The organism is Burkholderia cepacia ATCC 25416 (assembly GCF_001411495.1).
In the GTDB taxonomy this organism is placed as follows: domain Bacteria; phylum Pseudomonadota; class Gammaproteobacteria; order Burkholderiales; family Burkholderiaceae; genus Burkholderia; species Burkholderia cepacia.
In genome coordinates, this window is the sequence record NZ_CP012982.1 from 2110084 (window position 1) to 2133365 (window position 23282).

Sequence of the window (23282 nt, forward strand, 5' to 3'; positions counted from 1 at the left end):
TTGTCTCTGTTTTTTTCAATCAAGAGACGAAAGATTCTGATGACCAAACTGATCAAGGACATCCTGCCGCTCGGCGCAGGCATCGGCGAATTCACGAAGCTCGACTTCGGGATGGACGAAAGCGACTGGCGCGCGGCGGAAGGCAAGAGCGGCAACTACCTCATCGGCTGGTGGGAAGGCAAGGTCGGCTCGGTGGAGTTTCCGGAAACCGCGGCCGACGAAGCGGTGTGGCTCGTCGAGGGCCGGATCGCGCTGACCGACGTCGAAGGCAACCGCAAGGAATTCACGCCGGGCCAGGGCTACCTGCTGCCGGCCGGCTTCGCGGGCCGCTGGGAGACGATCGAGGACGCGAAGAAGTTCTACGTGCTGCTCGAGAAGTCGTGATGGCCGAAGCCGCCGCCGTGGTGTCGTCGTCCGTGTGACGCGCGCCCGGCGGCGGTTTCGTTTCCGCGTGTGATGGCAGGGATCATGGAAATGGAAGTCAAGGCAAGAGAGACTGCACCGGCGCAGGCGCACGCATTGCGTGGCGCGCCGGTCGCATTGGGCGTCGAGGCGGCGCTCGCGAATACGAAGCTGTTCCCGTACTGGCTCGACAACCCGGCCGCGCCGGCCACCGAGCCGGAACTCGTCGGCGACGTGAGCGCCGACCTGCTGATCGTCGGCGGCGGCTTCACGGGGCTGTGGTCGGCCGTGCAGGCGAAGGAACAGATGCCGCACCTGAACGTGGTGCTGATCGAGGCCGGCAAGGTCGCGCACGGCGCATCGGGCCGCGCGGGCGGGATCATCTCGACGTCGGTGATGCACGGGCTGCCGAATGCGGTGCGCGTGTTCCCGAACGACATCGCGCAGCTCGAGGCGTTCGGCCATCACAACCTCGACGGCTTCGAGGAAACGCTGAAGCGTTACGACATCGACGCCGACATCGAGTGGAACGGCGAGATGACGGTCGCGGTCGATCCCGAGCACATCGCGCACCTGAAGGGCGATTACGACCTGCATCGCGAGTACGGCCACAACGTCGTGCTGCTGAACCGCGACGAAACGCTCGAACAACTGAATTCACCGCTGTTCGCGGGCGCGCTGTGGTCGCGTAACCGCAGCGGCATCGTGCATCCGGCGAAGCTCGCGTGGGGGCTGAAGCGCGCGGCGCTGTCGCTCGGCGTGAAGCTGTACGAGCACACGCCGCTCGTGACCGTGACCGACGAAGGCAGCACCGTGTTCGTGAAGACGCCGAAGGGCAGCGTGCGCGCGCCGCGCGTCGTGTTCGGCAGCGGCACCGCGAAGGTCGGGATTCCCGACATCAACCGCCGCGTGATGCAGGTGCGCGACCACGTGCTCGCCACCGAGCCGCTCACCGACGAGCAGCTCGCGCGGATCGGCTGGAAGAATCGCCAGGGCGTGTACGACACGCGCACGCAGCTCAACTATTTCCGCCTGACGAAGAACAACAACATCATCTTCGGCGGCCTGGTGAGCTATCACTTCGACGGCGATCCGGAACCGCATCAGGACGGCCGGCGCGAGACGTATTACCGGCTCGCGGAAGCGTTCTACCGCACCTTCCCGCAATTGAGCGACGTGCGCTTCTCGCATGCGTGGGGCGGCCCGATCGACTATTGCTCGCGCGGCTCGGTGTTCGCGAAGCGCTATCTCGGCGACAAGGCCGTGTTCGTCGCCGGCTATACGGGTTTCGGCGTCGCGGCGAGCCGGTTCGGCGCGTTCATGGGGCTGAACATCCTGTTCGATCGCGACAGCCCCGAGCGCAAGCTCGACATCGCGAACCAGAGCCCGAGCTACATCCCGCCCGAGCCGATGCGCTGGGTCGCCGCGAAGATCACGTTCCATGCGTTCGACGGCGCGGATGCGGAAGGCGGCTGGAAGCGCGCGTGGATCAGCGGCATCAAGGCGATGGGCTTCCCGATGTAAGCGACACGGCGGCCCGGGCCGGGCCGCCGCCATACCCGACTCCCTCGAGGAGACGGTCCGCGCCGCGGACACGGAGAGAGACACCGAATGAACGTAGTGAACCTGCAGGACGAAGCGCGACAGGAAAGCGCGCCGTTCGTCGTCGTGATGCTGCTGCTCGGCATCCTCGGGCCGACGGTCTTCCTCGGCCTGCCCGCGATCGTCGGGCAGGTCGAACGCCATTGGGGCTTCGGCGAAGCGGCGCTCGGGCTGTCGAGCTTCATCGAGGTGCTCGGCGAATCGACGGGCACGCTGCTCGTCGCGTTCGTGCTCGGCCGCCAGCCGGTGCGGTGGGTGCTCGCGGGCGCGGTGACGCTCGCGGCCGGCGCGAACCTCGGCACGCTCGCGACGCACGGGCTCGTCGCGTATTCCGCGTTGCAGTTCATCGCGGGCGTCGGCTCGGGCGGCCTGAACGGCATCGCGCTGCGCTACCTGTCGTACTCGCGCGCGCCGGAACGCAATCTCGGGATCATGCTGATGGGGCAGGTGACGTGGAGCATGGTGCTGCTGGCCTACATCTTCCCGATGCTGAGCGACGCATGGGGCGCGCACGGCGTGTTCGGTTTCGTCGCATGCGTGCTCGGCGTATTCGTGCTCGCGACGCCGCTGTTTCGCCGGGGCGAGACGCTGGCCGCCCCGGCACCGGCCGGCGTCGCCGGCCGCATCGACCGCCGGGGCGCGATGCTCGTGCTGTGCGCGCAGCTCGCGCTGTACGGCGGCGTCGGCGTCGTGTGGACCTTCCTCGAGAAGATCGGCACCGCGGCGGGCCTGAGCGGCAGGTCGGTGTCGCTCGTGCTCGGCATCGCGAACATCGCGAGCCTCGTGATCTGCGCGGCGATGCCGAAGCTCGGCGCGGGCGCGGGCCTGCGCCGCTGGGCGCTCGTCAACCTCGGCGGCTGCGCGGTCGCGGCCGTGCTGCTCGCGATGCCGGCATCGGCCATGACGTTCACGCTCGGCGCGGTCGTGTTCATCGGCTGCTGGACCGGCGGCGCGCTGCTGATCTACGCGACGATTCCGCAGTACGACCTGGTCGGCAAGTCGGCCGCGCTGTCGCCGGGCTGCGTCGCGCTCGGCTACGGCATCGGCTCGGTCGCGGGCGGCTCGCTGATCGAGCGCGCAGGCACGCAGTCGGCGCTGATCGCGGCGATCGTGCTGTGCGCGGTGGCGTTCCTGTGCTACCGGCGGCTGCGGCCGGCCGTGTTCGGCATGGAACGCGCGCTCGCGGTGGCACCTGAATGACGGTTTCGACGCGCGCCGCTGCCGATGGCGGCGCGCGTCCGGTCCGGTTCATCGGCGAAGGCGGCGGGCGTGGCGCGCGATGCGCGTCGTGCCGGCCGGGCAACGCGCACACGCGCAGCGGCTTCAGGCATGTTCTCGAATACTTCCGATCTCGATCTCCGGCTCATCCGGGTCTTTCTGGCCGTCGTCGACGCACGCGGCATCACGGCCGCCGAGGCGTCGCTCGGCGTGCGGCAGTCGACCATCAGCACGCAACTGTCGGCGCTCGAAGCGCGCGTCGGCTTCAAGCTCTGCGATCGCGGGCGCGGCGGCTTTCGCCTGACGTCGAAGGGCGAACGCTTCGCGGCCACCGCACGCACGCTCGTCGCGGCGACCTCCGAATTCGTCGCGCGTGTGCGCGACATCGACCGCAAGCTGGTCGGCACGTTGTCGATCGGCCTGATCGGCCAGGCGCCGCTCGTCGAGAACGCGCGCCTGGCCGATGCGATCGGCGCATTCCGCAAGCGTGACCAGGCCGTCACGTTCGCGATGAAGGTCGCGTCGCCGCAGGAACTCGAGGAAAGCCTCGTCAACAACCAGCTCGATCTCGCGATCGGGTATTTCTGGCATCGCGTGCCCGGGCTGCTCTACACGCCGCTGTTCACCGAGCAGCAGGTGATCTACTGCGGGCGCGGGCATCCGCTGTTCCATGCGTCGCGGCCCGTGACGGCGGACGACCTGCAACTGCACGACTGGGTGTGGCGCACCTATCCGGTGCCGGAGGAGCAGTATCCGCTGCCCGAGCGGCGCGTGACCGCGAGCGCGGACAGCATCGAGGCCGCGACGATCCTGATCCTGTCGGGCGGCCATCTCGGCTACCTGCCCGCGCACTACGCGGAGCCGTTCGAGCAGCGCGGGCTCGTGAAGGCCGTCGGCCGCGCGACGTTCAGCTTCGACGTGCCGCTGCATCTCGCGATGAAGCGCAGCACGAGCGACAAGCCGATCGTCGACGCGTTCTGCGAGGACCTGCTGCGCGCCTTCAACATCAAGGCGGCCGCGCTGGCCGCGTAAATCCAGGCCGCGCGTTCAGCAGTCGACGAGTACCCAGTCGAACAGCTCGCGGCGCGTGCGCACGCCGAGCTTCGCGAACGCGCGCTTCACGTACGACTCGGCCGTCGACAGCTTCACGTCGAGCTGCTGCGCGGCCTCGGGCACCGAGCGCCCGCACAGCATCAGCCGGCAGATCTCGTGCTCGCGGCGCGACAGCTGCACATCCTGCCGTTCGAGGCGCGCGTCGAAACTCGCCTGCGACGCGGCATTCACCGACACCGCCGCCACGCGCCGCGCCGCACAGGTGTGCGCATGCAGCTCGAACATCGGGAACAGCAGGTCGACCATCTGCCGGAAGTGAAACAGCTCGTCCGTGGTGAACGCGGCGCGCCCGACCGTGCGCGCGAGCCCGAGCGCGTATTGCAGGTGCGCGTTGCCGTGCACGAGCAGGCATTCCTGCCCGATGCCGGGCTCGTCGAAGATCCGGCGGCGGAACTCGCCCTGCGCGATGCCGTCGACATGGCGCTGCACGAGCAGCGTGCCGGGTTTGCCGCGCAGCGGCGCGACCAGCGGATCGGCCTGGCAGTAGTCCTGGTAGTAGATGTCCATCACGCGCAGCGTATCGGCCGCGAAGCGCAGGCTGCCGCTGCCGAGCCATTCGACGACGAAACCCGACGTGCTGCCCGTGTCGGCGCGCCAGCGCTCGAGGTGCACGGCGTCGGCGTCGATGCTGTCGTTGACGAACTCCGTGACCGCGCCGACGAAATCCGGCGTGCCGACCGCGCGCAGCGTCGCGCCGAGTGAGTCGGGACGCACGCCGATCAGATAGTGGCCGCGGGCGGCAGGGTCGGGCTGGAGAAGTCGCATGGTCGGACGAAGGCGGTCGGGAGACAGCGCGACGTTACGCGAACGCCGTGCACGCGTCAGCCGGGAATTCACCGGATCACCCCCACGGATTTCGTGCGTTGTCCCCAAAACGACGACAAGACCGAACGTGCGGCGGCCGGAATTCGTCCAAGCCCCGGCGGCGGGGGGGCATACCGGCGCGAATCGTCTGCCTATAGTGAAAGCACTTCGAAAACCTGATGACCAGAAAGGACAGGCCATGCAGATGCAACCGACGCACGCCGCCACGACGCCGGCGGATTTCGTTCTGACCAACGCGAAGGTCTATACCGTCGATCCGCACAAGCCCTGGGCGCAGGCCGTCGCCGTGCGCGACGGCCGGATCGTCCATGTCGGCGACACGGCGGCCGTGCAGGCGTACGTCGGCGCGCGGACGAAGGTCGTCGACGCGGCCGGCCGGCTCGTGCTGCCGGGCTTCGTCGAATCGCACTGGCACTTCGAGACGACCGCGTTCGCGTTCCAGGCGTTCGTGAACGACGAGGATCCGCAGAAGGTGCTCGGCGCGCTGCGCGCGTACGTCGAATCGCATCCGGACGAGCCGGCGATCACCGGGATGGGCTGGGTGCAGGTGACGATTCCGCCGGCGCTGCTGCGCAAGGAGACGCTCGACGCGATCTGCGCGGATCGCCCCGTGTGCCTGCTGTCGACCGATTTCCATACGATGTGGGTGAACTCGAAGGCGCTGGAGATCGCCGGCATCGACGCGTCGACGCCGCCCGTGCAGGAAGGCGCGAGCTGGTTCGAGAAGGACGCGGCGACCGGCGAGCCGACCGGCCTGATCGTCGACGGCGCCGCGTATTCGTTGCTGATGCAGCGGATCAGCGCGGCCGGCCTGCTGCCGACCGGCATCGACCTGTACCTGAAATCGATCCCGCCGTGGCAGAAGAAGCTGTGCGCGGCCGGCGTGACGACCGTGTTCGACGCGGGCTTCTTCGACGCGAGCGGCGACCAGTCGCTGCTGTACGAGACGCTGCAGACGATGGAGCGCGCGGGCGACCTGAAGCTGCGGGTGGTCGGCAGCGTCGCGGTGATCGGCGAGATCGACGACCCGGTCGGCACGCTCGTCCGGTATCGCGAGCAGTACGATTCGCCGCTCGTGAAGGCGCGCGCATTGAAGCTGTTTCTCGACGGCACCGAGGCGAACCACACCGCGTACCTGCTCGAACCGTACGCGGACCGCCCGGACACCTGCGGCGCGCCGACGATGCCGGCCGACACGTTCAACCGCTATCTGGTCGAGGCCGATCGCGCGAATGCGAACGTGATGGTCCATTGCGTCGGCGATGCGGCCGTGCGGATGGCGCTCGACGGTTTCGACGCGGTGAACCGCACGAACCCGCCGCGCGATCGCCGCCACGTGATCACGCACGCGTTCCTCACGCATCCGGACGACATCCCGCGCTTTCGCCGCGCGGGCGTGATGGCGAACACGCAGCTGCAATGGGGCGTGGTCGACGCGTACACCGAGCAGCTGCGCGACCACTACGGCCACGAGCGCTGGAGCAGCATGTACAAGTTCCGCACGTTCCTCGACGAAGGCGTGACGGTGTCGATCGGCATGGACGGCCTCGCTTGCCAGTGTCGCTGCCAGCACAAGCCGCTCGAACACATCGAGTCGGGCCATACGCGCCAGCTCGCGGGCGAGCCCGATGCGCCGGTGTTTCCGGACATCGCCGAGCGCCTGAGCATTCCGCAACTGATCGCCGCGTACACGATCCACGGCGCGTACCAGCTCGGGATGGAGCACGAGGTCGGCTCGCTGACGCCCGGCAAGCGCGCGGATCTCGTCGTGCTCGAGAACGACCTGTTCGAGGTCGGCCAGTACGACATCGGCCGCATCGACGTCGGGCTGACGATGATGGGCGGCCGCATCACGCACGTGGACGACGATTTCGGCGCACGCACGGGTGTGCAGGCGTCCTGAACGAGCATCCCGGCTGACGAAGCGGCGACGGAATCTTTCGGGATGCTTTCGTTTTCGCGGCTCGGCGCATCCGGCCGGAAGCGGATGCGCCGATTGTGCGGCGTGTCCCCCTATTGGCAGGGCAGACCGGCCAATTTCCTCTGGCTACAATTTTCCGGACCGAAGCACACACCGTTCATTGCGAGCGGATCATGATATCGACGGAGGAAACCATGGCAGGGGATTGGAGCAGGCATCTGGGAACGGCATGCGCGGCGCTCGCGCTGGGCGGCGTGCTGTGGGCCGGCGCGCCGGTTGCGCGCGCGGCGGACGTCGTCAACGTGTACAACTGGGGCAACTCGATCGGCAAGGCGACGATCGCGAACTTCGAGAAGGCGACCGGCATCAAGGTCGTCTACCAGGAGTTCGATTCGAACGAGACGTTGCAGGCGAAGCTGCTGTCGGGCACGTCGGGTTACGACGTCGTCGTGCCGTCCGACATCTTCTGGGCGCGGCAGCTGCAGGCCGGCATCTTCCGCAAGATCGACAAGAGCCAGGTGCCGAACTACGGGCTGCTCGATCCGGAAATCCTGAAGGCGCTCGCGAAGGACGATCCGGGCAACCAGTACGGCATTCCGTGGACCTGGGGCACCGACGGGCTCGGGATGAACGTCGAGAAGGTGAAGGCCGCGCTCGGCAACGACGCGCCGCTCGACAGCTGGGCGCTGCTGTTCGATCCGAAGTATGCGCAGAAGCTGAAGCACTGCGGCGTGTCGGTGCTCGATTCGCCGGTCGATGCGTTCGGGATGGCGTTCGTCTACCTGAAGAAGGACCCGAACACGACGAACCCGGCCGACTACCAGGCCGCGTACGAGCTGCTGAAGTCGGTGCGCCCGTACATCACGCAGTTCAATTCGAGCAGCTACATCAACGATCTCGCGGGCGGCGACATCTGCCTCGCGCTCGGCTGGTCGGGCGACGTGAACTCCGCGCGGATCGCGGCCGCTGCCGCGAAGAAGCCGTATCACATCAAGTACGTGATCCCGACCGAGGGCAGCGCGATGTGGTTCGACATGATGGCCGTGCCGAAGGATGCACCGCACCCGGACGCCGCGCTGAAGTTCGTCAACTTCGTGCTGTCGGAGAAGGAGAGCGCGAACCTGACCAACGACACGTCGTACCCGTCGGCCGTGCCGTCGTCGAAGCGCCTCGTGCGCGCCGAAGTGACCAGCGATCCGGCCGTGTTCCCGCCCGCCGACGTGATCCGCAAGCTGAGCCTCAGCAAGCCGGTTCCGCCTGAGCTGATGCGTCTGCAGAACCGTCTCTGGACGAAGCTGAAGACCGAGTAAGCCGGCCGCCGCTTCTCCGATTCCCGCACACCTTTCGCGCGCCCCGCCGCTGATCGCGGAGGGCGGGGGCGCGCTCGTCCCGACGACCACCCAGAACATGAAACTCAAACACATGACGGCGCTGTGCCTGCTCGCGTTCGACGCGGCCACGGCATTCGCGCACACGCCGCAGGCGACCGATGCGAGCAGGATGAAGGCGCTGCAGGCGCAGGTCACCGCGCTGCAGCAGCAGGTGAACGCGCTGCGCGCAAGCATGCTGGCCGCGCAGGCGCCCGGCGCTGCGACGGCCGCCACCGCAGCCACCGCAGCCACCGCAACATCGAGCGGCGCAAGGATCGGTTCGATCAACACGGCCGCCGCCGCCGCGCCGGCCGCCGATTCCGCACCGGCGTTCACGAACGACGACCTGCAGCAGATGCGCGAGCAGATCGCGAACGCGTCGCTGAAGGTCGACTCGCTGCAGGAAGCCGCGACGACCGGCCCGCTCGCGGGCCTGAGCATCACCGGCTACGTCGATCCCGTGTACCTGTTCAACCGCGCGCAGCGCACGTCCGGGTTCCAGTTCCTGAACCACGATCCGGGCGCGTACGACTACTTCAACAGCACGATCGGCGACGTCTACCTCGACATCAAGAAGACCTTCGGCGTCGGCCCGATGGCGCCGTCGGCGGAGGTCGTGATCCAGCCGAACCGCGGCTTCGGCAACGTGTTCAGCAATTCGCACGGCGGCGTCGGCAACAACATCGTCACGCAGGCCGTGGTGACCGTGCCGCTCAGCACGACGCGCACTTTCGAGATCGGGATGATGCCGAGCCTCGCCGGCTACGAGGTGCAGCCGTCGACCCAGATGCTGACGCTCACGCACGGGCTGCTGTACGACTTCAGCGAACCGGGCAACCTGATCGGCGTCGGCCTGAAGGGCTCCAACGCGGCGATGACGCGCTTCTGGCAGGTCGTGATCGGCAACGAGGTGTTGCGCACCGCCGGCGCGATCGCGAACGCGGCGAACAACACGACCAAGACCAACTGGACGCCGACGATCACCGCGCGCTTCGACAACGCGACGTCGACCGCCTTCGACTTCGGCATTTCCGGGATGCTGGGCCGGCAGTCGCTGTTCTCGCCGTGCGCGACGGCGGGCGGTTACGGCTACCAGTGCAACGGCTCCTCGCCGACCGGCCTCTACAAGTACGTGGAAGCCGACGTGACCTATACGCACGACAAGACGCAGGTCAACGCGCAGGTCGATTACGGCGAGCTGCAGAAGGGTGCGTGGAACGGCGGCACCGCACGCTGGTACGGGATGTCGCTGCTCGGCCATACGAAGTGGACGCAGGCATGGGTCGGCCGCATGGGCGCGACGCTGCGCTTCGACTACCTGAACAACACGTCGAACGGCGGCGGCGGCACGAACATCCAGTACGGGCTCGCGGGCGGCAATCCGTCGGTGAACGGGTCGAGCGGCTTCGGCATCGATCCGGCGTGCTTCCAGGGTTCGTCGACGAACGGCACCGAGTGCAAGGGCGCGCAGCGTTACGCGATCACGGCCGACCTGCTGTTCTATCCGACGCAGCAGATCACCGTGAAGCTCGAGTATCGCCACGACGCGGCGAACCATCCGGTGTTCCTGAAGAGCAACGGCACGTACGCGCGCAGCAACGACCTGGCCGGGATGCAGTTCATCTATTCGTTCTGACCGTTCCGACTGGTCTCGCCGTTCCGGCCGGTGCAAATGCCGGCCGACCGGCTGCGCCATGCATCACGTTCCGGGCCGCGCTTGCCCGGAACGCATTCAACCCAGGAGATTTGACCTTGAAGCTGCACACCTTCGTGACCGACCTCACCGATCCGCACGAGCGCGGCCGCCTGATCGGCGCGCGTTTCGCCGCCGAGATTCGCGAGACAGTCGCGCTTTACCTCGCGTTCTTCCCGAAGCTCGGCATCGAGCCGCAGCGCGCGCGGGAGATCGGCGAAGCGAGCCTGGCCGCGCTCGGTGCGTGGTGCCCGCGCCTGGCCGCCGAAGTCGAGGCGATCGCCGACGGCGTCGACCTGCCGCGCTGGCAGCTCGCGTGCCTGAACGCGCGCACCGAGATTCTCGCGACCGCGCCCGCGTCGGCCGAAGGCGAGTGCTCGACGACCGTCTACGCGCCGGCCGGCCCGCACGCGCCGCGCACGCTGCAGACGTGGGACTGGCACGACAGCCTCGCGCCGCAGGGGCTGCTGATGCGGTTCGCGACGCCGCATGGCCGCACCGTCAAGCTGTTCTCCGAGTTCGGGATGCTCGCGAAGCTCGGCGTGAACAGCGCGGGGCTCGGGCTGCACTTCAACATCCTGCATCACGCGAGCGACAACGACAGCGCCGGTGTGCCCGTGCACGCGATCGCGCGGCGCCTGCTCGAGGATGCGACGACGGTGCAGGAGGCGATCGAGCTCGCCCGGTCCGCGCGCGTGAGCGCGTCCACGGTGCTGACCGTGTTCACGCGGCATGACGCGAACCCGCGCGCGGCGAGCATCGAGCTGAGCCCGTCGGGAATCGGCGTGGTGGTGCCGCGTCCGGACGGATGGCTGCTGCATACGAACCACTTCCTCGATCGCGCGCTGAGCGGCGGCGAGTGCATGCCCGACAGCTCGACCACGCGCGAACGCTTCGCGCACCTGAACGAAGTCGTGAACGGGATGACGAGCGCCGATGTGCGCGAGCGCGCGGCGGCAATGTGCGGTGCGGCCGGCGATCAGGCCGTCGTGTGCTTCCACGCCGATCCGTCGATGCCCGACACCGAGCGCTGGGAGACGCTGCTGACCGTCGGCATCGATACCGACGCGTGCGCACTCGACTACGCGGCGGGCAATCCGCACGATCTCGCGCGCGACGGGTTTCAGCGGTTCTGACGCGGCACGCGGGCGGCGGCGAGGCAGGGCGGCACGCGTGTGCCGCCCTCGCGAAGCTCATGCGTCGATGCGTTCGACCTTGCCGACGAGCAAACCGTATGACAGGCTGCCCGCGAGTGCCATCGCGGCGATGTAGGTGATCGCGCGCGAGAAGTCCGCGCCGTTCACGAGCAGCCCGATCACGATCGGTGTCGCGATCGCGGACAGGTTGCCGATCAGGTTGAACACGCCGCCCGTGAGGCCGATCAGCCGCGCGGGCGCGAGCCCCGACACGAGCGACCACGTGATCGACGCGAAGCCGTTGCCGAAGAACGCGATCGTCATGAACGCGATCACCCAGCCGGTCGACGCGACGTAGTTCGCGCCGATGATGCAGGTCGAGATCAGCAGCCCCGAGATGATCGGCAGCTTGCGCGCGAAACCCTGTGACGCGCCGCGACGCATCAGCCAGTCCGACAGCACGCCGGAGCACAGCACGCCGACGAACGCGGCGAGGAACGGCAGCGACGCGAGAAAGCCCGACTTGATGAAGTCCATTCCGCGATACTTGACGAGGTAGGTCGGGAACCACGTGAGGAAGAACCACAGCGTCGAGTTCAGTGCGAACTGGCCGAGATAGATGCCCCACAGCTTGCGCCGGCCGAGCACGACGCCGAGGTCGCGCCACGTCGACGGTGCGCGCTCGGTGCGCGCCGCGATGCGGTCTTCGAGATCGACGAGGCCGCCGCCGTCGCGGATCAGCGCGATCTCGGCCGCGTTGACGCCGCGAAACGCGCGCGGCTCGCGATACACCGCATACCAGATCGCGGCCCATGCGATGCCGGCGAGGCCGGTCGCGACGAACACCATGTGCCAGCCCAGATGCACCTGCAGCCACGCGAGCACCGGCGTGAGGAACGCGAGGCCGACGAACTGGCCCGACGTGTAGCCGCCGATCGCGCTCGCGCGCTCGCGGGTCGGGAACCACGTCGTCACCACGCGGTTGTTGATCGGGTAGGCCGGCGCTTCGAGCGCGCCTACCGCGAGACGCAGCACGACCAGCCCGACGAACGAACCGGCGAAGCCGAGCAGCAACGTCGCGGCCGACCACAGCGCGAGCGCGCCGGCATACAGTACGCGCGGCGACACCTTGTCGACGAGCCAGCCGCCCGGCACTTGCATCAGCGCATAGGTCCAGCCGAACGCGGAAAACACGAGGCCCGCGCGCACGGGATCGATGTTCAGTTCCTTGAACAGCGCGGGCGCGGCGATCGACAGGTTGCTGCGGTCGAGATAGTTGATCACGACCGTGACGAACAGCAGCGCGAGGATCAGCAGGCGCTTGCGGCTGGGCGGCGCTGCCTGCGCGGCGGCCGCGCGGACGGTTGAACCGGATGCGATGCCGGCGTGGGCGGGCAATTGATCCGGCGGGTTCGAGTGGGTGCGTGACGCGGATTGGGCCACGGTTGTCTCCTGTGTTCGGTGCCCGGCCGTCGCCCGCGAGCGGGGCGACCGAATCGAATGGCGTTGGGGCGAACGTTAGAGCCGCGGCGGGAAGCGCGTCAACATTTGGGCAGGTATCCCTATTAATGGGATGTTCTGCGTTCAATATATGGGAAAGCGTGGCGAATAGGCCGCCGCTTGCATCAGTTGCCCATCGCCTCCTTCGCACTGACCCAGCCCTGCACCGCCCCCGCATGCGGGTTGCGATACCGCACCTTCAGCCACTGGAAATCGGCGCTCGCGTCGGTCACCTCCACCGTGTCGCCCGCGACGACATAGCGACGCGTGGGCGCATCGGTCATCGCATCGTGCAGCGACAGGCGAGCCGGGCGCACCTTGAACGTGACGGCGCCGCCGCCATAGGCGTCGGGGCGGCGCGCGACGCGCTTGCCTTGCGCGTCGTAGGTCAACAGCATCGACGACGGGCCGTTGTCGGTGTCGAGCAGGTCGCGCAGCTCGTCCGGTATCGCTTCGCTCGACTGGTACAGGTACATCCTGCCGCTGCCGTCGAAGCGATACGCATCGGTGTACCAGATCGGGCCGCCGCGGCACGAGCTGTACAGCGTGCGCTCCTTCGGCTTCGCCTGGACGTTGACCAGCCCGTCGCAATTGCCGTGCGGCATGTCGCTCGCGGGCATCCGCAATGGCTCGAACTGCTGGCGCGCGGCGTCGTACAGGTAGATGCCGTAGCCATCGTTCACCATGCCGAGCGTCGCGTGCATCGCGAGATCGCGGTGGCCGTCGAAGTTGTAGTCGTCCGATGCGAGGTGATAGCGGCCTTCCTCGTCGGCGGCGGTCACGTCGAGCGTCTGCGTCTTGCCGCTCGGCAGGAAGCGCACGGTAATGTGCTCGCTGTCCGCCCGTTCGACGCGGGCCGTGACGGTGTCGTCGACCTTGAACGTGAGCAGCGGTTTGGCCGCCTGCGCGGCGGGCGCGATCGATGCGCAGGCAACGAACAGCATGGAGCCGTGGAGCAGCGAACGGAGTCGTGAAGGGCGCGTCATGGTCGGATCAGGCGTGAAGGGCGTGAATGAGGATGGAAGCGGTCAGCCCGGACTTCCGTTTGCCGCCAATGTACCGGCATCCGGCGCTTTCCGCGAGTGGGGCCGGCATGGCAGGACGTTGCCGGGTAGTCGCGATACCGGTACGTTTGCTTGCCTTGTTCGGGGCCGGCGCGATTGCAAGAATGTCCGTTCCATTCCTGCTTGCTGGTGAGGTGACGATGACGATATTCAAGCCCGGTTTCGCCCTTTGCGTTGCGATGCTCGCTGCCGGTACGGCACGGGCGGGCGATTTCTCGATCGAAAGCGCGGAGCTTGCCGGCGGCGCGTTTGGTCGCGCGCAGGTATCGGACAGCTTCGGCTGTCACGGTCAGAACATTTCGCCATCCATACGGTGGAGCGGTGCTCCGGAAGGCACGCAAAGCTACCTGCTGACGATGTTCGATGCCGACGCCCCGACGGGCTCCGGCTTCTGGCACTGGGTCGTTGCCGACATACCGGCGTCGGCGCATGGCATCGCGCCCGGTTCGGGCAATGACGTTGCCGGACTGCCGGCGGGTGCCGTCCCGATGAAGAACGACACCGGCCATGTCGGCTATCTGGGCCCGTGCCCGCCGCAGGGCGACACCCATCGCTACGTCATTACGCTGACCGCGCTCAAGGTGGCGAAGCTGCCGGTCGAGCGTGACGCGACGCCTGCGGTCGTCGGCTATACCGCTCACTACCAGGTCCTCGCGAAGGCGACGATGACGGTGCGGTTAAGCCGTTAACCGCGCGTGCTGTCGTCCTGAAACCCGCTCTTCCCCGCGAAGATCTCCTTCAGCGCGGCGCGCAGCGTGACCGGATCGTACTGGCCGGGCGCGAGATGGATCACGTAGCGCGTCTGGCCGTCGAGTCGCGCGGCGATGCCGGGTTCGATCTCGATGTCGATCGTGTCGCCCGTCAGCCTCACCGACAGATCCTTGACGCGCGAGGTGATCTGGTCGCGCACCATCACTTCGATCAGCGTGTCGTCCGGAAAGCGCGACAGCGCGAAGCAATAGTCCTGCTCGGCGTCGTGACAGTAGATGTTGGCGAAGCTTTCGTCGTCGTCGAGATCGGACGTCGCCGCGCCGACGGTGGCGTGAAGTTCCATGAACGGGTTCCTGCGTAAGGGTGGTAGGGGTTATCGGTTCGAATGAAGGGCCGTTCCGATCGCTGCCGCCGCGCCGGGCGTCGCGCCGGTGTCGCACGACGCAGCGGCATCGCGCGCCTTCAGCCACAGCCCGAATTCGCGCATGACCTCGACGACGGGCCGCAGCCGATCGCCGTCGGCGGTCAGGTCGTACTCGACCCGCACCGGCACTTCCGGATAGACGGTGCGCCGCACGAGCCCGGCGTCTTCGAGTGCGCGCAAGTCGAGCGTCAGCATGCGCTGCGAGATGCCGGGCATGTCGCGGCGCAGGTCGCTGAAGCGTCGCGGCCCGTCGAGCAGATACGACACCAGCAGCAGCCGCCAGCGGCCGCCGAGCAGGCGCATCGCTTCTTCAACGGAACATCCGGTCGCACTCGTTTTCATCGTGCTGAATCCTGGTCGGTAAATTTTTTGTGACTACGGCACAAACGACTGCCGTCTTCCCGGCGATGCGCCGATGCGAGATATTAGCGCCCGCGTCGCGGCGAATCGATACATGGACAACCCACGAAGGAAACGCATGAAGCTCTATCACGCTCCCGGAAGCTGTTCGCAGGCCATCTGCATCGTGCTGCGCGAAGGCGGCATCGACGCGGAGGTCATCAAGGTCGACGCACGCAAGCACGTCATTGAAGACGGGCGCAATTACTACGATGTGACCGAACTCGGTTACGTGCCGCTGCTCGAACTCGACGACGGCACGCTGCTGCGCGAAGGCCCGGTGATCGCGCAGTATCTCGCGGATCTGCGCCCGGAAGCCGCGCTCGCGCCTGCGTACGGCACGCTCGCGCGCTACCGGCTGATGGAATGGCTCAATTTTCTCGGCACCGAGATCCACAAGGGGTTCATTCCGCTGCTGTACGCGGTGCAGGCGGGGAAATACGTCGATCCGGCGAGAACGAAGCTCGACAGCCGCTTTGCATGGATCGACCGCCAGCTCGACGGCAAGGCATTCCTGACCGGCGACACGTTCACCGTTGCCGATGCCTACCTGTTCGCGCTGACCGGCTGGGGCAAGGCCGACTGGATGCGGTCGGTGTACAACGCGGATATCGACCTGACCCGGTATGCGCATCTGCGTGCGTGGTACGAGCGGGTGCGTGCGCGGCCGGCGGTGCGCGCCGTGCTGGAGGCCGACGCGTTGGCGCGGTAGCGTGCGGTGGGCGCGATGGGTGCGGCTGCGGCGCGTCGTTCCGCCGTATCGATGCGCCGCCACACAGCAAAACCCCGCGCTATAATCGCCCGCATGAAATTCCTCCGGACCGTCATCCTGCTGCTGCTCTGCGCGGTGCTGCCCATCAGCGGGCTGGCAGCCAGCGGCCTGGCCGGGGAATGCCCGATGATGCAGCAGGGCATGTCGATGTCGACGGACATGGACGCCGGCATGTCCGCCGACATGCCGGGTTGCGATTCGATGCAGTCGTCGTCCACCGGCAAGGCCCACGCGAAAGCGAAGGGCCTGTCCTGCAAGCTGACGGCGCAATGCCAGTTCGGCAGTCTCTATCATCCGGCCGCTCGCGCCGAAGTCAGTCGTCCCGCTGCGTTCGCCAGCATCGTTGCCTTCCACTACGCGCAAATTCTCCCGGTCCGCGATCCGAACGGGTTGTGGCGCCCTCCACGCATCAGCTGATCCCGATCCGATAGGTTCGCCGCATTCGCGGTGAGGTTCGTCCTGTGCGCAGGACGTGGAATCCCCATGGGGTTCCGCCGTTGGGGTTAAACCATGTCATTCCATCCCGGCACGCCGCTTGCGCGGCGTGCGCGCCGGCGCGCGCCCATGCTTTGGGCGGCGCTGCTGGTTGCGGGCGCGGCTCACGCGCAGCAACCGCCTTTTACGCTGGACGCCGCGCTGCAGTCCGCCACCGATCATTCCGCGTCGATGCAGGCCGCCCAGGCTTCGGTGCGCGCCAGCTCGGAGGCGGCCGTGAAGGCCGGCCAGCTGCCCGACCCGATGCTCAAGGCCGGCATCGACAACCTGCCGGTCAATGGCGGCCAGCGCTTCACCGTCGGCCAGGACTTCATGACGATGCGCCGCATCGGCATCGAGCAGGAGTGGGTGTCCGGCGACAAGCGGCGCCTGCGCTCGGCACTGGCCAACGAGCAGGTCGGACGCGAGCGCGCCGGCTATCTCGCGCAGCTCGCGAGCGTACGCCAGCAAACCGCAACGGCGTGGCTGAACGCCGTCTACGCGAAGCAGGCGCTCGCGCTGCAGCAGGCATTGCTCGATCACATGAACCATGAACTCGACGCGACGAAGGCGTCGTATCGCGGCGCGAAGGCGAGTGCGGCCGATGTCGTCCAGGCGCGGGCCATGCTCGCGCAGACGCAGGATCAATGGCTGAAAGCGCGGCAGGTCTACCAGACCGCGCTCATCGCGTTGTCGCGCTGGACCGCCGTGCCGGCGTCGGACGTCACGGGCACGCCGCCCGCGCCGGAATCGTTCGTGTCGTCGTTGCCGCCGGACGAACTGCGCGTATCGCAGCCGGCGCTGATCACGGCCGCCGACGATATCGCCGTCGCCGAAGCCGATACCGCCGTCGCGAACAGCGAACGCCGCCCGAACTGGACGTGGGAGGTTGCGTACCAGCAGCGCGGCGGCGCGTATTCGAACATGGTGTCCGTCGGCGTCACGATTCCGTTGCCGCTCAATCGCAGGAACCGCCAGAACCGTGATGTCGCCGAGAAGGCCGAACTGGCGACGAAAGCGCGCCTGATGTACGAGGACACGTTGCGCCAGGTGCAGGCCGATATCCGCACGCAGTCCGAAACGCTCGCGAGCGGCCGCGAACGCATCGCGAACCTGAGTACGTCGCTGTTGCCCGCCGCCGATCAGCGCGTGCAGCTGGCCGATGCCGCCTACCGGGCGGGCACGGGTTCACTCGCCGACACGTTCGCCGCGCGGCGCGCGCAACTCGACGCGCAGTTGCAGATGCTCGATCTCAGGCGCGACGTGTCGCAGACCTGGGCGCAGCTCGAATATCAGGTCGTGCCGTCGACGATGGCCGCCGCGCAGTGAAGGAGAACCTCATGAAGAAGCCATCCCTGGCGCGCGCGGTGCTGTTGACGTTTGCCGCCGCGGCGCTGCTCGGTGCCGGTTACGTCGCAGGCATGCGCCATGCGGCGGGCGGCGCATCGGCCGCATCGTCCGTAGCGCCCGGCGCCGCACCTGCCGGCAAGACCGACCCGAATACGGGCCGCAAGGTGCTGTACTGGCACGACCCGATGGTGCCGAACCAGCACTTCGACAAACCGGGCAAGTCGCCATTCATGGACATGCAGTTGCAGCCCGTCTATGCGGACGAGGGCGGCGGCGCGTCCGGTATCCGGATCGATCCGGGCCTGCAGCAGAATCTCGGCATCCGTTATGCGACGGTCCGACGCCAGCAGACGGCGGCCGGATTCGATGCGGTGGGCACCACGCAGTTCGACGAATCGCGCGCGGAGGTCGTCCAGTCGCGCGTCACCGGCTACATCGATCGCCTCTATGCGCGTGCACCGATGCAGCGCATCGCGAAGGGCGCGCCGGTGGCGTCGCTGTTCGTGCCCGACTGGCTCGCGCCGCAGGAGGAATACCTCGCACTCAAGCGCGGCGGGATGGACGGCAGCCTGCTCGATGCATCGCGCGCGCGGATGCGGGCGCTGTCGATTCCCGACGGCATGATCGCGAGCCTCGATCGCACCGGCCGCGCGCAGACGCACGTCGTGCTGACCGCGCCGGAAACCGGCGTCGTCAGCGAGCTGAACGTGCGGGACGGCGCGATGGTCGCGCCCGGACAGACGCTGGCGAAGATTGCGGGGCTGTCGACGCTGTGGCTCATCGTCGAGGTGCCGGAAGCGCTCGCGCTGAACGTGCAGCCGGGGATGCCGGTCGATGCGACGTTCGCGGGCGACCCGGCGCAGCGTTTCACCGGCCGCATCCGCGAAGTGCTGCCCGGCATCAGCACGAGCAGCCGCACGCTGCAGGCGCGCGTGGAGATCGACAACGCCGCGCTGAAGCTCACGCCCGGCATGCTGATGCGCGTGCGGGTTGCCGGGAAGGCGAGCGTGTCGCGCCTGCTCGTGCCGTCCGAAGCGGTGATCGCGACCGGCAAGCGCACGATCGTCATCGTGAAGAACGGCGACGGCCGGCTCCAGCCGGTGCAGGTGACGACCGGCAACGACATCGGCGGCGACACGGAAGTGCTCGACGGGTTGAACGAAGGCGATACGGTCGTTGCGTCGGGGCAGTTCCTGATCGATTCGGAGGCGAGCCTGAAGAGCGTGCTGCCGCGGCTGCGAAGCGACACCGGCGCAAGCGGGGCGGCGACGACTTCCGAGCCGGCGCCGAATGCAGCGGCCCCGATCTACGAAACCACCGGCAAGGTCGAACAGGTCACGGCCGACGACATCACGTTCTCGCATCAGCCCGTGCCCGCGCTCGGCTGGGGCGCGATGACGATGACGTTCGGCAAGCCGTCGGCCGCCGCGTTCCCTGGCGTGAAGCCGGGCCAGACGGTGCGTTTCGCGTTCATGCAGACCGACGACGGTTATCGCCTGACGAAGGTCGAACCGCAGGGAGGCGAACGATGATCGCGCGCATCATTCGCTGGTCGGTCCACAACCGCTTCCTCGTGCTGCTCGCCACCGTGCTGATCGCCGCATGGGGCGTCCACTCCGTCGGGCAGACGCCGCTCGACGCGTTGCCCGATCTGTCGGACACGCAGGTGATCGTGAAGGCGTCGTATCCGGGCAAGGCGCCGCAGATCGTCGAGGACCAGGTGACCTATCCGTTGACGACCACGCTGCTCGGCGTGCCCGGTGCGAAAACCGTCCGCGCGTACTCGTCGTTCGGCGACGCGTTCGTCTACGTGCTGTTCGACGACCGCACCGATCCGTACTGGGCGCGCTCGCGCGTGCTCGAATACCTGAGCCAGGTGCAGAGCCGGCTGCCGGCCGGCGCGACCGTGTCGCTCGGGCCGGATGCGACCGGCGTCGGCTGGGTGTACGAGTACGCGCTCGTCGATCGCACCGGCCGTCACGATCCCGGGCAACTGCGCGCGCTCAACGACTGGTTCCTGAAGTTCGAGCTGAAGGCCGTGCCGGACGTCTCGGAAGTCGCGAGCATCGGCGGCATGGTGCAGCAGTACCAGGTCGTGCTCGATCCGGACAGGCTGCGCGCGTACGGCATCACGCAGGCGGAAATCGCGAACGCGCTCGGCAACGCGAATCAGGCGTCCGGCGGCTCGGTCGTCGAGCTGGCCGAGTCGGAGTACATGGTGCGCTCGACCGGCTACCTGCGCACGCTCGACGATTTCCGGCACGTGGTGCTGCGCACGAACGACGCCGGCACGCCCGTGCTGCTCGGCGACGTCGGGCGCATCCAGGTCGGCCCCGCGATGCGGCGCGGGATCGCCGAGCTGAACGGGCAGGGCGAGGTGACGGGCGGCGTCGTCGTGATGCGCTCGGGCAAGAACGCGCTCACGACGATCGACGCGGTGAAGGCGAAGCTGGCCGACCTGAAGCGCTCGCTGCCGCCCGGCGTCGAGATCGTCACGACCTACGATCGCTCGCAACTGATCGAGCGCGCGGTGGGCAACCTGAAGGACAAGCTGATCGAGGAATTCGTCATCGTCTGCATCGTCTGCGCGGTGTTCCTGTTCCATCTTCGCAGCGCGTTCGTCGCGATCCTGTCGCTGCCGCTCGGCGTGCTGGCCGCGTTCATCGTGATGCGCTACCAGGGCGTCAACGCGAACCTGATGTCGCTCGGCGGGATCGCGATCGCGATCGGCGCGATGATCGACGCGGCGATCGTGATGATCGAGAACGCGCACAAGCATCTCGAGGCGTACGACCACGCGCATCCCGGCGAACCGGTCACGGCCGCGCGACGATGGGAGCTCGTCGCAACGTCGGCCGCCGAGGTCGGGCCCGCGCTGTTCTTCTCGCTGCTGATCATCACGTTGTCGTTCATCCCGGTGTTTTCGCTGGAAGGGCAGGAAGGCAAGCTGTTCGCGCCGCTGGCGTTCACGAAGACCTACACGATCGCCGCCGCTGCCGGGCTGTCGGTGACGCTGGTGCCGGTGCTGATGGGTTATCTCGTGCGCGGCCGCATTCCGCACGAGCACGCGAACCCGATCAACCGCGTGCTGATCCGCGTGTACCGGCCGCTGCTCGAAGCGACGCTCCGGCGGCCGTGGGTCGCGATCGGCGTCGCGGTCGTCGCGCTCGGACTGACGGCCGTACCGTTGTCGCGGCTCGGCGGCGAATTCATGCCGCCGCTCGACGAAGGCGACCTGCTGTACATGCCGACCGCGCTGCCGGGCCTCTCCGCCGACAAGGCGAGCGAGCTGCTGCAGCAGACCGACCGGCTGATCAAGACCGTGCCCGAGGTCGACACGGTGTTCGGCAAGTCGGGCCGCGCCGATACCGCGACCGATCCCGCGCCGCTCGAGATGTTCGAAACGACGATCCGCTTCAAGCCGCGCAGCGCATGGCGGCCCGGCATGACGCCGGAGAAGCTCGTCGACGAACTCGACCGCGTGGTGAAGGTGCCGGGCCTGTCGAACGTGTGGGTGCCGCCGATCCGCAACCGGCTCGACATGCTGTCCACCGGCATCAAGACGCCGGTCGGCGTGAAGATTTCCGGGCCGGACCTGGCCGGGATCGACGCGATCGCGAAGCAGGTCGAGGCCGCGGTGAAGCGCGTGCCGGGCGTGACGTCCGCGCTTGCGGAACGGCTGAACGGCGGCCGTTACATCGACGTCGATATCGACCGGCTTGCCGCCGCGCGCTACGGATTGTCGGTGGCCGACATCCAGTCGGTCGTGTCGTCGGCAGTCGGCGGCGACGACGTCGGCGAAGTGATCGCGGGGCGCGAGCGCTTTCCGATCAACCTCCGCTACCCGCGCGAGATCCGCGATTCGGTCGAGAACCTGCGACAACTGCCGGTCGTTACCGCGCGCGGCGCGCAGATCCGCCTCGGCGACGTCGCGCGCATCGCGATCGCCGACGGGCCGCCGATGATCCGCAGCGAGAACGCGCGACTGTCCGGCTACGTGTACGTCGACATCCGCGGCACCGATCTGCAGAGCGCCGTGCGCGCGATGCAGCAGGCCGTCGCGCAACAGGTCGCGTTGCCGCCCGGCTATTCGATCGCGTGGTCGGGGCAGTTCGAGTATCTCGAACGCGCGGCGGCCAGGCTGCGCACCGTCGTGCCGGTCACGCTCGTGGTGATCTTCGTGCTGCTGTTTCTCACGTTCGGCTCGGCGGCCGATGCGCTGCTGCTGATGTCGACGGTGCCGTTCGCGCTGGTCGGCGGCTTCTGGCTCGTGTGGGCGCTCGGCCATGCGGTGTCCGTCGCGACGTCGGTGGGTTTCATCGCGCTCGCAGGCGTGGCCGCCGAATTCGGCGTCGTGATGCTGCTGTACCTGAAGGGCGCGCTGCAGCGCCGGCTCGATGCCGGCGAACCGCTGACCGACGCGCTGCTGCTCGACGCGATCCGCGAAGGCGCGGTGCTGCGCGTGCGGCCGAAGGCGATGACGGTCGCCGTCGTGCTCGCCGGCCTCGTGCCGATCATGGTCGGCCACGGCGCCGGTTCCGAAGTGATGCAGCGCATCGCCGCGCCGATGGTCGGCGGCATGGTCACGGCGCCGCTGCTGTCGATGTTCGTCATTCCCGCCGCCTGGCTCCTGCTTCAGCGCCGTCATGCGCGAAGCACGGGCCGCGTGCGGCATTCCGATGCAGTACCTCACGGCACGAACGTGCCATCCATCCCAACCGGAGAATCACGATGAAGAAGTGGATCACTGTCACCACCACCGCAGCCGTTCTCGCGACCGGCGCTTTCACCGCGCCGGCCTTCGCCGCCGGCGACATGGCCGGCATGGACATGCCGGGCATGAAGATGTCGTCGGGCAGCGCGGCCGAGTCGAACGCCGCGCTGACCGATGCCGAAGTGAAGAAGGTCGATGCCGCGAGCGGCCGGATCACGCTGAAGCACGGCGCGCTCGACAACGTCGGGATGCCCCCGATGACGATGGCGTTCAAGGCGAAGGACGCGGCGATGCTCGAGCACGCGCATGCGGGCGACAAGGTCAAGGTGCGGATCGAGAAGGTCGACGGCACGCTGACGATCGTCAAGCTCGTGAAGGCGTCCTGACCTGACGGCGCGCCGGTGCCTCGCCCGCCCGTGAACCGGGGCGGCGGCCGCACCGGCGCCGCGCATGTCGGGCCGGATGCGGCTCGCGCGGCGGCGTTCGGCGATGCGCGGCGGGTCGGGTGCAGCCCGGTTATGCCGTTCGGCAGGGGCTCGGCATCTTTATTTCAACAATTCTTGAAATATGGAAATGAAGACGCTATCCTTCGCG

At 67.8% G+C, this 23282-nt stretch carries 20 protein-coding genes; 15 read left to right on the forward strand and 5 right to left on the reverse strand.

Annotated features, from left to right (window positions below; genetic code table 11):
• The first annotated feature begins 39 nt into the window (after window positions 1-39).
• From APZ15_RS26755 to APZ15_RS26770, 4 genes are all read left to right on the forward strand, one after another.
• Window positions 40-384 carry a cupin domain-containing protein gene (locus APZ15_RS26755; protein WP_027789860.1) on the forward strand — a complete coding sequence of 115 codons (345 nt, stop codon included), beginning with the start codon at window positions 40-42 and terminating at the stop codon, window positions 382-384.
• Window positions 385-468: 84 nt separating this feature from the next.
• Window positions 469-1926 carry an NAD(P)/FAD-dependent oxidoreductase gene (locus APZ15_RS26760; protein ID WP_027789859.1) on the forward strand — a complete coding sequence of 486 codons (1458 nt, stop codon included), beginning with the start codon at window positions 469-471 and terminating at the stop codon, window positions 1924-1926.
• An 87-nt stretch (window positions 1927-2013) separates the two neighbouring features.
• Entirely contained in the window at window positions 2014-3204 is a 1191-nt protein-coding gene (locus tag APZ15_RS26765) for an MFS transporter (protein ID WP_027789858.1), read from the forward strand.
• 129 nt (window positions 3205-3333) lie between these two features.
• On the forward strand, window positions 3334-4254 hold the full coding sequence (locus tag APZ15_RS26770) for a LysR family transcriptional regulator (protein ID WP_027789857.1): 921 nt from the start codon (window positions 3334-3336) through the stop codon (window positions 4252-4254).
• A 15-nt stretch (window positions 4255-4269) separates the two neighbouring features.
• On the opposite strand, the gene APZ15_RS26775 is transcribed toward APZ15_RS26770, so the two are convergent.
• On the reverse strand, window positions 4270-5100 hold the full coding sequence (locus tag APZ15_RS26775) for a helix-turn-helix transcriptional regulator (RefSeq protein ID WP_027789856.1): 831 nt from the start codon (window positions 5098-5100) through the stop codon (window positions 4270-4272).
• 238 nt (window positions 5101-5338) lie between these two features.
• On the opposite strand from APZ15_RS26775, the gene APZ15_RS26780 reads away from it, so the two are divergent.
• From APZ15_RS26780 to APZ15_RS26795, 4 genes are all read left to right on the forward strand, one after another.
• On the forward strand, window positions 5339-7063 hold the full coding sequence (locus tag APZ15_RS26780) for an amidohydrolase (protein ID WP_027789855.1): 1725 nt from the start codon (window positions 5339-5341) through the stop codon (window positions 7061-7063).
• 212 nt (window positions 7064-7275) lie between these two features.
• Window positions 7276-8391, forward strand: coding sequence for a polyamine ABC transporter substrate-binding protein (locus APZ15_RS26785; RefSeq protein ID WP_027789854.1), 1116 nt, complete (start codon window positions 7276-7278; stop codon window positions 8389-8391).
• Between the two features lie 97 nt (window positions 8392-8488).
• On the forward strand, window positions 8489-10087 hold the full coding sequence (locus APZ15_RS26790; protein WP_027789853.1) for a DUF3138 family protein: 1599 nt from the start codon (window positions 8489-8491) through the stop codon (window positions 10085-10087).
• Between the two features lie 116 nt (window positions 10088-10203).
• Window positions 10204-11280 carry a C45 family autoproteolytic acyltransferase/hydolase gene (locus APZ15_RS26795; RefSeq protein ID WP_027789852.1) on the forward strand — a complete coding sequence of 359 codons (1077 nt, stop codon included), beginning with the start codon at window positions 10204-10206 and terminating at the stop codon, window positions 11278-11280.
• Between the two features lie 57 nt (window positions 11281-11337).
• Here the strand turns inward: APZ15_RS26795 and APZ15_RS26800 are convergent, their stop codons facing one another.
• The gene (locus tag APZ15_RS26800) at window positions 11338-12723 is read right to left on the reverse strand and encodes an MFS transporter (RefSeq protein ID WP_027789851.1); all 1386 of its coding nucleotides are present in this window, start codon (window positions 12721-12723) and stop codon (window positions 11338-11340) included.
• Between the two features lie 182 nt (window positions 12724-12905).
• On the reverse strand, window positions 12906-13766 hold the full coding sequence (locus APZ15_RS26805) for an XAC2610-related protein (RefSeq protein ID WP_027789850.1): 861 nt from the start codon (window positions 13764-13766) through the stop codon (window positions 12906-12908).
• A 32-nt stretch (window positions 13767-13798) separates the two neighbouring features.
• On the opposite strand from APZ15_RS26805, the gene APZ15_RS26810 reads away from it, so the two are divergent.
• Window positions 13799-14533 (forward strand): YbhB/YbcL family Raf kinase inhibitor-like protein, encoded by a 735-nt coding sequence (locus APZ15_RS26810; protein WP_226153325.1) that lies wholly within the window; start codon window positions 13799-13801, stop codon window positions 14531-14533.
• On the opposite strand, the gene APZ15_RS26815 is transcribed toward APZ15_RS26810, so the two are convergent.
• Complete coding sequence (locus tag APZ15_RS26815) at window positions 14530-14898, reverse strand: hypothetical protein (RefSeq protein WP_027789848.1); 369 nt, start codon at window positions 14896-14898, stop codon at window positions 14530-14532. The genes APZ15_RS26810 and APZ15_RS26815 overlap by 4 nt on opposite strands.
• A gap of 30 nt (window positions 14899-14928) precedes the next feature.
• Window positions 14929-15321 carry a winged helix-turn-helix transcriptional regulator gene (locus tag APZ15_RS26820; protein ID WP_027789847.1) on the reverse strand — a complete coding sequence of 131 codons (393 nt, stop codon included), beginning with the start codon at window positions 15319-15321 and terminating at the stop codon, window positions 14929-14931.
• A 136-nt stretch (window positions 15322-15457) separates the two neighbouring features.
• On the opposite strand from APZ15_RS26820, the gene APZ15_RS26825 reads away from it, so the two are divergent.
• The 6 genes from APZ15_RS26825 to APZ15_RS26850 all read left to right on the forward strand — a co-directional run bounded on the left by APZ15_RS26825 (window position 15458) and on the right by APZ15_RS26850 (window position 23074).
• The gene (locus APZ15_RS26825; RefSeq protein WP_027789846.1) at window positions 15458-16090 is read left to right on the forward strand and encodes a glutathione binding-like protein; all 633 of its coding nucleotides are present in this window, start codon (window positions 15458-15460) and stop codon (window positions 16088-16090) included.
• A gap of 93 nt (window positions 16091-16183) precedes the next feature.
• Window positions 16184-16567 (forward strand): hypothetical protein, encoded by a 384-nt coding sequence (locus APZ15_RS26830; protein ID WP_027789845.1) that lies wholly within the window; start codon window positions 16184-16186, stop codon window positions 16565-16567.
• 93 nt (window positions 16568-16660) lie between these two features.
• Window positions 16661-17953: a TolC family protein gene (locus APZ15_RS26835; RefSeq protein WP_027789844.1), complete on the forward strand. Its 1293-nt coding sequence runs from the start codon at window positions 16661-16663 to the stop codon at window positions 17951-17953.
• Window positions 17954-17964: 11 nt separating this feature from the next.
• The gene (locus APZ15_RS26840; protein WP_027789843.1) at window positions 17965-19506 is read left to right on the forward strand and encodes an efflux RND transporter periplasmic adaptor subunit; all 1542 of its coding nucleotides are present in this window, start codon (window positions 17965-17967) and stop codon (window positions 19504-19506) included.
• Window positions 19503-22709: an efflux RND transporter permease subunit gene (locus APZ15_RS26845; RefSeq protein WP_027789842.1), complete on the forward strand. Its 3207-nt coding sequence runs from the start codon at window positions 19503-19505 to the stop codon at window positions 22707-22709. The genes APZ15_RS26840 and APZ15_RS26845 overlap by 4 nt, the downstream gene beginning before the upstream one ends.
• A complete protein-coding gene (locus APZ15_RS26850) occupies window positions 22706-23074 on the forward strand; it encodes a copper-binding protein (protein WP_027789841.1) in 369 nt (122 codons plus the stop codon). Before APZ15_RS26845 ends, APZ15_RS26850 begins: the two co-directional genes overlap by 4 nt.
• Window positions 23075-23282: the final 208 nt, after the last annotated feature.